The 15,393-nt window shown below is 38.9% G+C and carries 14 protein-coding genes and 1 pseudogene; 3 read left to right on the forward strand and 12 right to left on the reverse strand.

Features of this window, described 5'->3' with window-relative positions:
* Together BM377_RS09680 and BM377_RS16765 are read left to right on the forward strand one after the other, a co-directional pair.
* Positions 1-278: transposase domain-containing protein (locus BM377_RS09680; protein ID WP_143104494.1), on the forward strand; the 278-nt coding region annotated here is incomplete at its 5' end.
* Between the two features lie 107 nt (positions 279-385).
* Positions 386-586, forward strand: a pseudogene (locus tag BM377_RS16765) (IS3 family transposase); the annotation flags it as partial.
* A 99-nt stretch (positions 587-685) separates the two neighbouring features.
* Here BM377_RS16765 and BM377_RS09690 read toward each other — a convergent pair.
* From BM377_RS09690 to BM377_RS09740, 11 genes are all read right to left on the reverse strand, one after another.
* Positions 686-2,869 (reverse strand): beta-barrel domain-containing protein, encoded by a 2,184-nt coding sequence (locus BM377_RS09690; RefSeq protein WP_177223847.1) that lies wholly within the window; start codon positions 2,867-2,869, stop codon positions 686-688.
* Positions 2,870-2,877: 8 nt separating this feature from the next.
* Complete coding sequence (locus tag BM377_RS09695) at positions 2,878-5,067, reverse strand: peptidase domain-containing ABC transporter (protein WP_092247374.1); 2,190 nt, start codon at positions 5,065-5,067, stop codon at positions 2,878-2,880.
* An 84-nt stretch (positions 5,068-5,151) separates the two neighbouring features.
* Positions 5,152-5,586 carry a hypothetical protein gene (locus tag BM377_RS09700; protein ID WP_092247377.1) on the reverse strand — a complete coding sequence of 145 codons (435 nt, stop codon included), beginning with the start codon at positions 5,584-5,586 and terminating at the stop codon, positions 5,152-5,154.
* A 192-nt stretch (positions 5,587-5,778) separates the two neighbouring features.
* On the reverse strand, positions 5,779-6,006 hold the full coding sequence (locus BM377_RS09705) for a Blp family class II bacteriocin (RefSeq protein ID WP_092247380.1): 228 nt from the start codon (positions 6,004-6,006) through the stop codon (positions 5,779-5,781).
* 29 nt (positions 6,007-6,035) lie between these two features.
* On the reverse strand, positions 6,036-6,260 hold the full coding sequence (locus BM377_RS09710) for a hypothetical protein (RefSeq protein WP_092247383.1): 225 nt from the start codon (positions 6,258-6,260) through the stop codon (positions 6,036-6,038).
* A gap of 306 nt (positions 6,261-6,566) precedes the next feature.
* Positions 6,567-7,661 carry a phosphotransferase enzyme family protein gene (locus BM377_RS09715; RefSeq protein ID WP_177223848.1) on the reverse strand — a complete coding sequence of 365 codons (1,095 nt, stop codon included), beginning with the start codon at positions 7,659-7,661 and terminating at the stop codon, positions 6,567-6,569.
* An 8-nt stretch (positions 7,662-7,669) separates the two neighbouring features.
* Positions 7,670-9,151, reverse strand: coding sequence for an ABC transporter substrate-binding protein (locus BM377_RS09720; protein WP_092247389.1), 1,482 nt, complete (start codon positions 9,149-9,151; stop codon positions 7,670-7,672).
* Between the two features lie 36 nt (positions 9,152-9,187).
* Complete coding sequence (locus BM377_RS09725) at positions 9,188-10,099, reverse strand: carbohydrate ABC transporter permease (protein ID WP_242948141.1); 912 nt, start codon at positions 10,097-10,099, stop codon at positions 9,188-9,190.
* Complete coding sequence (locus BM377_RS09730) at positions 10,099-11,004, reverse strand: ABC transporter permease (protein ID WP_242948142.1); 906 nt, start codon at positions 11,002-11,004, stop codon at positions 10,099-10,101. Before BM377_RS09730 ends, BM377_RS09725 begins: the two co-directional genes overlap by 1 nt.
* Positions 11,001-12,347 (reverse strand): hypothetical protein, encoded by a 1,347-nt coding sequence (locus BM377_RS09735; RefSeq protein ID WP_092247395.1) that lies wholly within the window; start codon positions 12,345-12,347, stop codon positions 11,001-11,003. The genes BM377_RS09730 and BM377_RS09735 overlap by 4 nt, the downstream gene beginning before the upstream one ends.
* Before the next feature lie 44 nt (positions 12,348-12,391).
* Positions 12,392-13,648 carry a Gfo/Idh/MocA family protein gene (locus BM377_RS09740; RefSeq protein WP_207646910.1) on the reverse strand — a complete coding sequence of 419 codons (1,257 nt, stop codon included), beginning with the start codon at positions 13,646-13,648 and terminating at the stop codon, positions 12,392-12,394.
* Between the two features lie 208 nt (positions 13,649-13,856).
* Between BM377_RS09740 and BM377_RS09745 the strand changes: the two genes are divergently transcribed.
* The gene (locus BM377_RS09745; RefSeq protein ID WP_092247398.1) at positions 13,857-14,885 is read left to right on the forward strand and encodes a LacI family DNA-binding transcriptional regulator; all 1,029 of its coding nucleotides are present in this window, start codon (positions 13,857-13,859) and stop codon (positions 14,883-14,885) included.
* Positions 14,886-14,919: 34 nt separating this feature from the next.
* On the opposite strand, the gene BM377_RS09750 is transcribed toward BM377_RS09745, so the two are convergent.
* On the reverse strand, positions 14,920-15,300 hold the full coding sequence (locus BM377_RS09750; protein ID WP_242948143.1) for an HAD hydrolase-like protein: 381 nt from the start codon (positions 15,298-15,300) through the stop codon (positions 14,920-14,922).
* Positions 15,301-15,393: the final 93 nt, after the last annotated feature.

The following is a 15,393-nucleotide window of genomic DNA, read 5'->3' on the forward strand; positions in this document are numbered from 1 at the left end:
AAGCTGCTGAACGAAGTATAAGACCGTTCACGATAGGCAGAAAGAACTGGGAGTTCATGAACACCATCAGAGGCGCGAAAGCCAGTGCTGTGATCTATTCAGTTGTTGAGACTGCAAGATTAAATAACCTCAGTTCCTATTACTACGTTGATCACCTCCTTACAGAACTTCCAAAGCTCCGTGATGAGAATGGAAATATAGATACGGCAAGTCTGGATCAGTTATTACCATGGTCCGAGACATTACCAGATAACTGCCGTAAACCACGCCGCAAATAAACCTGCGGCGTTTATTTTACAGATAGGCGGATTATTTGACGCTTACCCGAAATGAATTAAAGAAACATGGAATTACACAATCCATGTCCTGAAAAGGAAACTGCTATGATAATTGCATCATGGAAACATTCTTCGAGCGATTGAAAAATGGGATGTACTGTGGATATGAACGCTGTTATGAATCATTTGAATCATTTAAGACAGCAATAGATGAATACATAGATTATTATAATAACAGAAGGATCCAATCAAAACCAAAATGGATGCCTCCTGTAAAATACAGGGAAGCATCCATGTGTTTCGCTTAACTCATAACATGTGTCCAGAAAACTGGGTACATATCACGTACGACAGTCCCTTTAATTTTAGGTAATCAATTTAAACACTCATTATTTACCCCCCCCAATTCATGTTATATTTATCTTCTCTAAAATATATGAAATAATCCTCTTCTTTTCTGTAACGATCTTAGCTTCTACCTGCATTCCTATAGCGATTTCACCCTCGTTACCATTATGATCTTTTAGTTTTTCCGCATCTATAGTACCTGTAACAAGATAATATCCGGAATTCTTTCCATCCATAACTAATGTATCTTTGGATATACTCACTACTTTTCCGTTCACATATCCATATTCACTGCTCGGAAGAGACATAATACTATATTTAATATCATCTCCTTCCTTCAAATTTCCAATGCTTGAATTATCCACATAAATTTGCACTTTAAACTCATTCGATCCAGCTGGAATCACTGTGCCTATAAGTGAGCCTGAAGGTATGACATCACCCGCGCTGATTTCCTGACTCACGTTAATAATACCATCTCTTGAGGCAGTTATATTCCCTGCACTTATCTGTTCTTCAGTTTGCTTAATCTGTGTCTTTAATTCATCAAGTTCTGTTTCTATTTGTTTTTTTCTGGATAAAAGCTCCGATAGCTTATCTATCTTTACTTTTGAAACATCAACATATGTCCCATCTTCACCTTTTGAATCCTTATACATCTGACTTATCACCTCATTCATATCAAGGTCGGCTTCTATCTGAATAAGTTTGGTCTTAAGGCTTTGTATACTGTTGTCAATTTCAGTTATTGTACTTAAATATCTTTGTCTTTTAGTATTTTGATATGTTTTGTCAAGATCAGCGTATAGTAATTCTTTGCTTTTTATCCCATCTTTTTGTAATTTTGCTTCATCAAGCTTTTGTTTATACTCATCAAGCGTACCAGTATAAGTAGCAAGCGACTTGCTCTTATATGTATTCAACGCTTGTTCTGATGTTTCTTTATCTGTATCATCTCCTGAACTTAGCTCTACAGTTTGTATTTGTAAGATTACATTATCAATATTTGATATTGTTGTAGCCTTATAATTATCCCTTGCAGTAATTTGCTTTGAAAGATTTGCCACAAACTCATCCATATTGACACTTTCATTCCGCTCCTCATTATTGATTAGATTCTCATACTCTGTTTGAAGTAAAGCTACATTCTCATCTATCTTATCATATTCATTTTTGTAATTATCATATAGATAATGATACTCATAAGACGGCGAATCCATCGAAAAACAATCATTTCCGCTTTCAACCGATTGCCTAAAAAGCTTATATCCCTCTAATCTTTTTAGATTATCATCACTTCTTGCAGTATTCTCCAAACCAGGCGTATCTCCATTTCTATCTATAGCTTTTTCATACCCCTCCGCTTCATATGAATACTGCTTATAGAAAAGCTTCGCTTCACTTGTATCATCATCATTAAACTTAGATTCACCACTTTTTATAGAATCAACCAAATCCTCATATTCTGATACTCTATCTTGATAATAATTTATATAATAGTCATTGCTTGCCGTTGACACATTGAAATCTATATCGGCTTTTTTAGAATTATAATCATTATCAATAGAAGTAATAAGATTTTTATATGATAAATACATATTTTCATATTCAGGAAAATCCTTAAGCATATCTTTACCTGTCTCAATACTATTCTTATATGCCTCTAATCCCTTTATCTGATATTCCATATCAACTTTTTGCTTCTTGCAAGCCTCGATACTGGAAACCGCTTTTTTTTCATTAAAGTCACTAGAAATAAACGTACTCTTTTTGTCCAGTTTATACTGTTCAAATTGAACGAAATAATTATATTCCTCTTCCTTGGAATCTTTATCAAACGGATTAGTATCTTTTTTTATACCGTCAATAAACTTTTCCACATATAAGCGATCCTCTCCAAGTTTTTGTTCTTGTTTTCTTAATGCCTCAAGACTTATCTCACTTTCAGTAGTATCAATTGATAATAGCTTCTGACCTTCTTTTACCACTTCCCCATCCGAATAAAAAACTCCTGTAACTTTTCCTCCAACCAAAGGGGAAACTGTGCTCACTTCATCATTTGGGCGTATAACACCGTTAGCTTTTGCTACTATCTCTATTTTACCAAAATAAAAATATATAAATGATAGCCCGAAACAAAAAACCAAGAAATAAATAAACGCCGAATATAAGGGACTTATCTTTTTTTCATAAACCTCTTTTGTGTCATTCATATCCTTTAAATCTATTACAATTTCTCTCATATCTTCCCTCATCCGGATAACTGTGATTCATATAATTTTCTATAATATCCATCTTCTATTTTTATCAGCTTGCCATGCGATCCTTTTTCTATGACTTTACCATTCTCAATTACAAATATCTCATCACAGTTTTTTATTGTACTTAACCTATGCGCAATTATAATCGTAGTTATATCTTTACTTAACGAATCGATTGTATTTTGAATAATTCGCTCAGTTACCGTATCAAGATTCGAAGTAGCTTCATCAAGAATAAGTATATCCGGATGTTTTAAAAGAGCTCTCGCTATTGCAATTCTTTGCCTTTGACCACCGGATAAATTACTTCCGTTCTCTTCAAGAAGCGTTTCATATCTGAGTGGAAGCTCATTTACAAAATCATTTACTCTAGTCAATCTCGCGATCTCATAAACCTCTTCCAAATCTACATCGCTTAATCCAAAAGTAAGATTTTCCATTATAGTACCAGTGAATAGGAACGTTTCCTGCGGTATATATGCAATCTTTTCTCTTAGATACTCTATATCAATATCCTCAATAGCATAATCTTTAATATTTATCTTACCTTTCTCCATAGGATAAAAACGTAGTAATAATTTTGCTATTGTAGACTTCCCTGATCCGCTCTCTCCAACAAGAGCCACTCTTTTCCCTTTGGGAATGTGCAAAGAAAAATCTTCAAGTATCAATCTTCTCGTTCCATATCTAAATGAAACATTCTTTATATCTATATCCTCATTCAAGGAAATATTCCTGAGCTTATTCTGCTCTTTTTCATTTTTCTCAATTTCAAGATCAAGTATTTCTCCAAGTCGCTCAGATGCAACAATCGCTGTCTGCATCTGAGACTGTAAATCAATAAGATTTCTTATTGGCCCCAAAAAGTACGCAAGTAATGCATTAAAAGAGATAAGACTTCCTACTGTCATATTCCCTTTTAATACATTTATTGCGCCAACCCATATAATCACAACTTCTCCAATATGTTGTACAGACGCTTTTAGTGTCTCCTGCAAATTACCAATATTTGATAATTTGAATACACTTCTAAGTAATCTAATAAACCTAAACTCCGTCTCATTCTGAGCGCACTGTTCTCCATTAAAGGCTTTTATCGTCTGTATTCCATTAAGCGACTCCACAAGATAAGATGTAAGCTGTGCATTATCTTCCATCTGCTGCTCATTAGCTTTTTTAATCGGCTTATTAAAAGCAAACACAAGCACAGCATATAAAATTATCATTATAAATGCTATCAAAAACAGAATCGGACTTTTCAGTATCAAAATAACTCCACCAACTATAGCCATAATAGTATCTATCATAACCGTTAATGTTGCTGAAGAAATAGCGTTCCTTATTGATGAAGCATCTTGAAATCTTGATATTATCTCTCCAACTTTCCTTGTTCCAAAGAAATTTATAGGGAGTTTAAGCACATGGTCATAATACCCAAGAAGTAATGCTATATCTAATTTCTGACCAAGATAAACAAGTAGCTTCGTTCTAATAAAACCTAATGCTACTGTGAATACTTTAAGTCCTATAACACCTATTGAAATGATTGAAAGAGTATCAAAAAGGCTGGCTGAAACTATATCATCAATAATCACCTGAAAATATAGAGCACCTACAATACCCAGAATTGTAATTATTATAGAAGATAAGAATATATTAAATAAAAGTGCCTTTTGAGGAATCAACAGGCAAAAAAAACGCTCAAAGATATTCTTACTATCTTTTCCTTTTGTAAATTCTTTTGTCGGTACAATCAAAATAAGTACGCCTGTCCAACAATATTTGGGAGGCTCATTATTTGTCGTAATCTCGCCAAAAAATTCTTCCGGTTTTAGTTTTACTATTCCTCTAGCTGGATCTGATATTATAACCTGCTTTTTTGTTATCTTTTGAATTACCACATAGTGTAACAGTTTGCCTTCAGATACAACATGCGCAATCGCTGGAAGTGGAAACTCCGAAAAGAAAGCTTCTTTATTCCCTTTTACTGCCTTGGCTGTAAAACCAAGCACATTAGCTGCAAGAATAACTCCATATGCATTAGTACCCGCTTTATCTGTTCCTGCGACCTCCCTTATTCTTGAAATAGAAGTAGTAAAACCATATTGTTTTGAAATTGTAGCGATGCATGCAGCACCGCAGTCTGTCATATCATGCTGCCGTATACAATAGTATTTCATTTACATGTCCTAATTTATCGTAAAAAACATTCTCGTTTATGTATATGCGATGCTTTGCAAAATTATCCCGAAATATTACTCAGGCTAATAATTATTTTTTTCTTTATCCAGTTTTTCTATAAATTCTTGAAACGGCACAGAAAGCATCATCATTGCGCCTGTTAATGTCGCTATACTCACATGAATTTTTTTCACATCAAGCCAAAGCATCCACACTGCTATAATAATAAAAATAAATCCAAGCCCTAATTGATAAATCTTTAAAGCTCCTTTTTTGCCTTTTTTCAATCTAATTATTAAAAAGTAAATATCTAATACAAAAACAATGACAAAATCGATGATAAGTAGTACTTCCCCTATTTTTCCTTTACCAAAAAAAGCCAAAAAAATATTATAAAACCCAAAAATCCAATAACATACTGTTATTATTTTTTTTTCTAATATATAACTAAATATTTTTCTTCCTATTCCAGCCCATACTATCCAAGAACATCCTGTAACAAATAGTAAATTATTCATTTCAACACATGTCTCCCTAATGTTATTAACTAAAACTTCTCATGTCAAAAATGGGTTTTGAACCTAGTGATTAGATATGCCCCTTACGAGACATATCTAATCACCATGAACAGTACACTTTTCGGTGTAGAAAGCCTATGTCGTCTCTGTTTCTATTTATTATTATATAAAAACTTGATGCTTAAATAGCTTTTAGTCAGTTACAACTATCATAACACCACATCCAACACCAATTGCGCCTCCAACTACCCCACCTGTAAATGCACCACCTGGTCCACCTATAGCTCCACCAATAGCTCCACCAATTTCCGCGCCAGCGGCCCCAGCACCTAAAATAGTCGCAGCATCTCCAACGACGTTCCCGCCTTCTACATTAAATAATTGCTCATTTTCAATTTCGTAAAACATTGTATTTTCCATACTTAACACTCTCCAGTCATTTAATATTATCAGTGTTGAATAGCATCATAACCGTCTGCAAGCATTGTTAAGCCCAAGCCTAAAGTTGCAACTCCAGCCCCCGGATTAACCACTGCAACAACTGGGCTGTTCGCAACCAAAACGCCTCCAACAACCACTTCTGCAACTTCAAGAGGTTCAGCATTTCCGCCATTAATATCTAAACATTCCTTCTGATCAATTTCACAAAAATCATTTGATAAAATCATTTCCATTGTGTTTTCTCCTTTTAGTCTTTTTTACACTCTTCTTCAGCTGTTAAACAAGTTCAATCGATCGATTATTCATATTATATCTGCATTCATCGACCGAATTCTACCACAATGTTATGAACGACATGTTTTTTGTTATGAACGACATGTTTTTTAACGTTTATCATTAAGTTTAAGCCCCCAAAATCCCCCCGCATCAGTAATGATGTGGGGGGATTTTGGGGGCTTAAACTTAATGATATTGCCCTCAGGACTGACTCTCATTAACTATGGAAAGCTTTCACGAATATCGATTATGCAATTATTATCTCAATATAAATTTACTATTTCCCTCATTTTTCCAAGCTTTGATTCCATATCTTCTATCAGTTTAAACTGATTCCTTGCGCGTTCTAAGTTGTGCGTGTCGTGAGAGGTCTTGAAGTATACATCTCCTTCAAGGTAATCGGCAAGAAATCTTATTCCGCACTCATATGTCATCAAAATGCATGAAAATGCCAAAAGCTCTTTTTCTGTATCTGTAAGTATATCTCCTACTTCCGAAAGAAAACCTTCCGTAAATGCCTTAAATATCTTAAGGTCAAAAGAAACCTTGGAAAGATCGGTCTCATCCTCAAGCGCTGTATTTGATCCAAAGCGGTTGCTGTCACCGAAATCGTAAAGCACCGAACCGGGCATTACAGTATCAAGGTCTATGATACATACACTCTTACCCGTATCAGGGTCGATAAGGATGTTGTTCAGCTTGGTGTCGTTGTGAGTTACCCTAAACGGAATCTCTTTTGTACCAAGCTTATCGGTTACAACGTCACAGTACTTTTCTCTTTCGAGGGCAAAAGAAATTGCGTCTTTCGCAGACTCGGCTCTGCCCTTAGCGTCAGAATCAATCGCCTTCTTAAGTGCATCGAATCTCATCCTCGTGTTGTGGAAATTCGGTATGATCTCATAAAGCTTCTTCGCATCAAAGTCTGCGAGTTGCTTTTGGAAATGTCCGAAAGCCGCTCCGACATTTCTTGATACCGTTTCGTCCGCTGCGCTCTGATAGGTTATAGTATCTTCGATGAATTTATAGATACGCCAGCATCCGTGCTCGCTGTCTTCATAGTACAGATTTCCGTCAACAGTAGGGATGATAGTCAGCGTGTTTCTTGCCGGATCTCCGCCTTCCTCTTTTATCTTATCCTTCAGATAATCGGTAACAAGGCAGATGTTTTCCATAAGCTCTTTTGCATCAAAAATTTGTGTGTTGATGCGCTGCAAAATGTATCGAATAGGGGCTTCATTATCTCTTTTGAAATATACGGCGTAAGTATCATTGATATGACCGCAGCCATAGACTTCACTGTAAATGAAGTCCCCTTCCAATTTGAAATTATTAACTATTCCAAGAATATCGATACTCATAAATCTTATTACTTTCCTTCGGTCTTAAAGTACTCATCGAGCTGCTTCTGAACTTCGGCAAGGTACTTGTCCATACCTGCGTCTTTAAGTTCCTGAGCAATCTTGTCGTGAGCCTCATCATATGAAACATAACCGCAGATAACGGGCTGGATTTCTTTGTTCCAGATCTCGCCGAGAGCTGTCTGCTCATTCTTCACATTGGTATTGTCAAAATAGAATGCCATAACATCTGAAGGAATCGCACCGTCATCCCACTTCTGATAGCTCTCGATGAACTCTTCGGGAACGTCTGATGTGAACTTCTGGTAATTAACGTTACGGAACATCCACTCATAGAAGTATCCTTCAAATGCAGGATCCTTAAGCTCAATTCTGTCACCGTTCATTGTGTAGTTCTCACCTTCGGGTCCATAGAGCGCAAACATGTAATTATCCTGGCTTGTGTAGATCCAGTTTACAAACTTGATGGCACCGATAGGATTGTTAGCTGAATAAGGTACGCAGAGAACCTCACCACCGCAAGAGATAAGATACTTGGGCTCATCAGGCTTAAGAAGATAGCTCTTAAGAGTTGCTTCCGGTGCATTTGCACGAACCGCACTGATGATCTCATTCTCTTTTCCGAGAGATCCTTCTACCCAGATATATGTACCCTGCTGCATACGGCTGTCACGCTCGTTGTAATTGGTTGTAAGCTCGTCTCTGTAGATACCCTTTTCATACATGCTTCTGTTAAAATCAGCAACCTTCTTGAAGGTCTCTGTCTCAAAGAAGTTCATAGCCTTCTTGGAATCTTCGCCATATACAACCGTGTCACCTGCTGAGCACCATGTGAGCTGCTCATCCTGGAAATATCTTGTAAGAGGCTTGTAGATAATGTCTGCAGGTCCGCTGAGCTCGGGATGAGCTTCTTTAACCTTCTCTGCATACTCTGCAAGATCTTCTGCAGTCTTGATATCTGTCATTCCGACTTCATCCATAAGATCCTGTCTTACGCATACAAGCTGGAACATAGCAGAACTCGGTGCATAAGCTGAAGGAATACCGTACTGGATTCCGCCTACCTTACCACCTGAAAGCTGTGAATCGGGTAATACCTTCTTCATATCCTGACCATACTCTTCAATGAGCTTATCAAGAGGCTGGCACTGTTTCTTATTTACCATGATACCGATATCAACAAGTCCGTCCCAGTAAAGGTCGATGCCTTCACCTGCTGCAAGCATGATATCCTTCTGCTCCCAGTACTGATCCCATCCCTTGTAGACGATCTCAACTTCTTCGCCGATCTCTTCTTTTAACTTGGGATTGAGTTCGTTCTTAATGAAGTTTGCCATTGCATCCGTCTCTTCTCCGGGATACAGGATACGAACCTTTCCGTTATCCTCGGGAGTCTTGCCGGAAGCCACCTTGGATCCGCCGCCGCAGCCTGTCAGCATGAGCGTTGCAGCAAGCAAAGTAGCCATTGCTTTCATAAGCCTTTTTTTCATATTAACCCTCCTTATAATTAAAGAAATATCTTTAACTTACTCTTTAACGGCACCTGCCATGATTCCATCCACGAAATACTTCTGTATGAACGGGTAAAGGAATATGATAGGTCCGATAGTCACAATAGTTACCGCCATCTTTACCGTCTCTGCGGGAAGCTGAATGTTTGCTGCCGCGCCTGCGGGAATTCGTCCCGAGCTGATGGCATTTACGTTAGACAAAATGTTGTAAAGATAGTACTGCAAAGGGAAGTAGTCCCTGTTATCCACAAACATGAGAGCATTCCACCAGTCGTTCCAGTAGCAGAGCGCATACATCATTCCGACTGTCATCATACCCGTCTTGGTAAGCGGAAGCGCTATCTTGTGCCATATCGTAAAGTATCCGGCTCCGTCAATCCTTGCAGATTCATAAAGCGAAAACGGAACCTGCGAAAAATATGTTCTTAAAAGGAACATGTTGAACATATTCAGTATCAACGGGAATATAAGTGCTCTAAAGTTATTGGAGAACCCATACCAGTTAACACAGATGTAGTACCACGGAATAAGTCCTGCTGAAAAGATGATCGTGAAATTGCAGAAAAACGATATTGCATTTCTGTACTTAAGGTTCTTTATGGACAATGCAAAAGAACACATGCTTGTCACTATCATCGCAAGGAACGTTCCGGCAACGGTCACGAAGATCGTCACTCCGTAGGATCTTAGTATCCTCATACCGCTGTGTGCAAAAAGATACAGATACGTGTTCAACGTAAATTCTCTTGGGAATATTGAGTATCCCTTTTGTACTACCGCCGTATTGTTGGAAAATGAAACCGACAATACCATGAGGAGCGGAATAAAACATATCAGCGCGATAAATCCCACAAATATATATGAGAACGCTATTACCGCTTTATCCGCGGCGGAGGTTTTTACTTTCATCGTTGCTCTTTTTTCCATCAGAACAGTCCCTCCCCCTCATTTATTTTTTTAGCGAAATGGTTGGATATTGTAATGAGTATCAGTCCCATTACGGATTGGAAAAGACCTATCGCTGTGGTATAGGAAAATCCAAGCGTTCTCATCGATGAATAAACATATGTATCGATGACTGCAACCTCATCATAAAGAAGTGAGTTGTTTCCGACTATACCGTAGATCATTCCGAAATCTCCGAAGAAGATCCTACCTATCGACATAAGCATGAGCACTACAACCGTCGGCTTAAGGAGCGGAAGTGTGATATACATTATCTGCTTAAACTTATTGGCTCCGTCAACCTGTGCCGCCTCATAAAGTGTCTTATCAAAGTTGGTCATTGCCGCCATGTATATGATCGAGTTGTATCCGCACCACTTCCACACATCTGCGATAATGATGATCGGTTTCCAATACTTTGGCTCAGCGTACCACCTGATGATCTCATCGCCTCTTGCCGCGATCCACTGGTTGATTATTCCGGTACTTGTTGAAAAGAACGCATAGATTATCGCGCCTACAACAACCCATGAAAGGAAGTACGGGAAAAACATGATGCTCTGAGATATCTTTTTATAAAATTTGTTCTGTACGTCGTTAAAACAGATTGCGATCGTGATCGGAATTATCGTTCCAAGTACAAGTCCCCATGCATTGATAATAAGCGTATTGGCTATAACCTTGGGACCCATTCCCGTTCCCGAGAAAAAGTATTTAAAGTTTTGAAGACCCACGAAACGGCTTCCGAATATTCCGTCGATTATGTTGTAGTCGGTAAATGCCATCCACAGTCCGCCGTACGGAATGTAGCAGAACATTATGAGATAGATTATCGCGGGAACGCACATGAGATACAGTTGCCAGTGTCTTTTTAATTCAGCTTTCATGACGTTCCTCCTTTCCATCCCGTTCTTACATAAAGTTCATCCTGCTCTTTCAGATCTTCGTCTGTTATATAGATTGGTCTGTTGTAATCTTTGTTTAATTCTTCAGGGAAATAAACCATTCCCGTATCGATGAATTTTTTGCCATCCTTAAGGCACTGCGCAAGCTTTCTTTGCAGCGAACTCTCCTGCGGTACCTCGTCGATAAGAAGCTTTGCATCTCCGAACAGTTCATAGTAAGTTGATTCTCCGTTCCAGCCTCCCGTGTAGTTAAAGAACTGTCTTTGGACTCTTACTATACGACTGTCGTCCGGAAGCAGTGTCGACAGTCTTCCGTCGTACAACCAGCTTGAGGACCAGAAACCTTTGAAAGGAATCTCGGGATAATACTTTTCAAAAAACTTCCACGCAAGAGTCATTGAATTTCTTACTCTCTGCGGAGTGTAGCCGTCTCCCGAAGGGATATGGAAGCCTATCATCCAGTCGTCTCTTTCAAGTATCTTTTTATATTTTTCTTTACTTAAGATAATGGATTTTGTCGTTATTGTTCCGCATGGAGAAATGCGGCTTCCGATTATCTCTGTATCTGTTTCCTTAAATGTAGTGGTAAAGGCAGTTTTTCTTTTTTCAGAAAACCTTCCGTAGTAATATCCGTTCTTTTCTCCGTTTGGATCTGACAGTTCCTCGTCATCGGGTATAAGCTGTCCCATATCATCCACATTGAGACCACCCATAGCCACTCCGATAACCTCGCCGTCTTCCCCTCTGTAAAAATAAAACGGGTCATCGAACTTGCAAGGTACAAATAAGAATCTGTCAAAAAGATATATCGAAAGAGAAAAGAAATTGAGCTTCCACGGGATATCAAGAATTCGCAAAGTTTCTTTTTCCTTATATCTTCCAATTATCTCATCCAGCATACGATACGGAATCTGCTCATAAAGTTCTTTGGGGATCATTCTGTTTTCAAGATCGATCCTAGCATATGCGATACAGGATAAGAGCATGAAGAATTCCAATGTCTCACCGAGTTCTCCCAACGCTGCTCCGTTTAGATTGTTGTCGCAGTCAATGAAGTATTCGTAACGTCTTATGTCGCACTGTGTCCAAACGAGGAACTTAATATAATCACTGATTTTTTCATCATCGGTTATTTGTCTGAGATATCCGTGAAGCCTTTTACTCTGCTCGTCTGTAAGTGAATAACGAACAAGAATATCATCCAATTCCTTTTCACCTACGACGTGGCCCTCTCCGCTCCACTTCTCATAAGCTCCCGCAAACTTATCCGGCATATTGACCGGTTTTATATATTCACAAACAGCATTAAAACTTAGTTTTCCCATTTTGTATTTCTTACTCCAAAACTTTTTTCTTTTAATTAGCTCTTTTATCTAAGCTCTTTCATCTCAACGATTCTGTGCTCGACTCTTGCCTTCTCTGCGGCGATTGCCATAACGTGACTCTCTATGGATCTTTCTATCGCTGAGAGATTTTCTACATCATCTCCTTGTATCATGTCGAGGAACTGCTCCATAAGACCTGCATCTCCTCCGCCGTGGAAGCCCTCTCTCACGTCGGGATTTATGGTCTTTATTTCAGGTTCCTGCTGCCAGTTGGATGTAAAGCGAATTATCTCTATCTCATTCTTTTCATCATCGCCTCGTATCTCACCGTTTTCACACATCACCTTAATGGTTCTGCACATGCGGTTTGTGAAGCCGCTAAGATTAAACGAAGCATGTATTCCGTTTTCAAATTCAAATATTGCGACCTGATGATCGCAAACATTGTTGTCGCACTTATATACACATCTTCCGTATGGTCCTTCTTCAATCGCGTTGATCAGACTCTCCTCGCTCTGATCAACGGAAAGTACCGTCGCAGGCCAGTTACCTGCAATAGGAAGATAGACTTTTCTGGCATCAAATCTACAATCCATAATTCCGCATTTGGAGCATCTCTCTGCACTGCCTTCAGGTGCATGTTCTTTATTAAAATATGTAAGTTCTCCGAAGGATGAAACGCTCTTAGCTTTGCTGTTGCACAGCCATGTCAATAGATCCATATCATGACAGGACTTCTGCATAATAAGCGAACTTGTGATATCACTGTTTCTCCAATTTCCTCGTACAAAAGAATGTGCGATATGGAAATTACCGATATTCTCATTGTGCTGAATGTTTATGACTTTTCCGAGTTCTCCGGAATCTATTATCTTCTTGAGCGTAGCCCAGAAACCTGTGTATCTGAGCACGTGGCAGACCATTATGCGACACTTGTTCTTAAGCGCGAGATCTCTTATTCCGATACACTCGTCAAGATCGGGAGAGATTGGCTTTTCAAGAAGTATGTCATATCCAAGCTCAAGCGCACCCATCGTGTGCTCATAGTGCTGCCTGTCCATGGTCGCGATAATAAGCGCATCACATACCTTACCCAGCTTGTAAAAATCCGCGGGATCCGTAAATACATGCGCATCATCCAATCCATATTTTTCCTTGGCTTCTCTTCTGCGGTTCTCATCAGGCTCCACCAAAAAAGTTATCTCAGCCCTCTTATGCTCGAAAGCATAGTCCGCATATATCCTGCCTCTTTGTCCCGCTCCTATAAGAGCAAGCTCCAATTTCTTGTCTGAAATCTCCATACCGTTTACCTTTTGTTACCTTGTGTTTCCCACTTTTGTTACCTAGATTATATCATCGCGGATAGAATTGATAAATGTGAGAAATATACACTTTTTGATGGATATTTTTGTACACAATAACAACTTGTCAATCAATTGACACTGTGTTAAAACTCTCCTATAATTCAAAGTAGTTAGATTTTGTTTACTAAACAAGAGGTGACTGTTTATGAGCAATATTAGAGATGTTGCCAAAGAGGCGGGTGTTTCAACTGCTACCGTATCCCGCGTTATAAACCATGACACAATGGGGCGAATGACTGAAGAGACCAAGGAAAGAGTTTGGGCCGCTATAGCCAAGCTCGGTTACAAGGCGCCTGCAGGCAGTGTTAAAAAGAAAAGTCACAGTGCTTCCGTTTCTGATGATTCTCCGCAGCAGATTGGCTGTGTTATCAGTACAGACAAGGACAAGTACAGTGATCCATATTTCCTCAGCATTCTCTCTGCCATCGAGGAGCAGGCAAGGCGCAACGGATGTAGCGTTCCTTTTGTTGTTACCTCCAAAGAGATCGAGGATACTCCCATTGTAGATACATTTTTTTCGGGAAAACTTGACGGTATCATTCTTATGAACACCTTGAGTGACGATATTTATTCATCTATTAAGAAAAAAGTTCCGGCGATCGTCGGAATAGATACGGCCCACACCGACATAGACAACATTATCTATGATCACTACGCAGCCGCGTCTTTGGCTGTTGATACTCTTTATAAAAAAGGCTATAAGAAGATCGGATTTCTCGGTGCGTCTCCTTCAGGTCTTGCATTTGAAGACAGCAAAAGATTCAGGGGATATCTTAGTGCCATGTATGCACACAAGCTTAAGATCGATCCTCGGATAATGATAGATTGTAATTGGAATGAGGATACTTGTTTTAAAGCTATAAAGAAAATGCACAAAGACGGTATCTTACCCGATGCGTTTGTGGTTGCAAGTGACCTTATGGCAATGGCTGTTCTACGTGCACTGTATGATCTTGGAATTAAGGTTCCCAACAAAGTTGCTGTAATGGGTATATCGAACATTGAGATGTCACGGTTTTCAAATCCGCCGCTTTCAACTATAGGTATTCAGACCGCGCAGATGGGAACACTTGCTTTTGACACGCTTAAGCAGCGCATGGAGGGCTACGATATGCTTCCACGCACCATCGCTCTTCCACTTGAGATAGTGCTCAGAGCATCTACGAATGATTAAAAAAACGAGTAGGTTAACACCTACTCGTTTTCATTTATTGAGCGATTGCTCGATACAATTCTTCCATTGTGTTTACGACTGCGATTGCGCCCTTATCTTTCATCTCTTCAAGATCTCCGAATCCCCAAGTTACTGCTATGCAAGGAATATTGAATTCCGCAGCACCTGTAACGTCATAAGTTGTATCACCGATCATAACCGTATCGGATAACTCATCTTTGTCTTCAAGAGAAATCTTATCCAAAAGATATCTGATCACATCCTCTTTTTTCTCACGTTTAGCGTCATAGGTAGCACCGGCGACTTCTTTGAAATATTTGGTCATATCGAAGTGGTCGAGCACTTCAAGAGAAGTCTTTTCGGGCTTGGATGTTGCGACATATAAGTTATAACCTTCATCGTTTAACTTCTGCAAAAGTTCTATCATGCCAGGATAGGGATTGTTTTCAAACTTTCCGATCGTGTTGTAACGCTCTTGGTTATTCCTTCCGATGAATCTGTAAGCGTT

Origin of the sequence: Butyrivibrio sp. INlla21 (genome assembly GCF_900116875.1) — a bacterium.
In the GTDB taxonomy this organism is placed as follows: domain Bacteria; phylum Bacillota; class Clostridia; order Lachnospirales; family Lachnospiraceae; genus Butyrivibrio.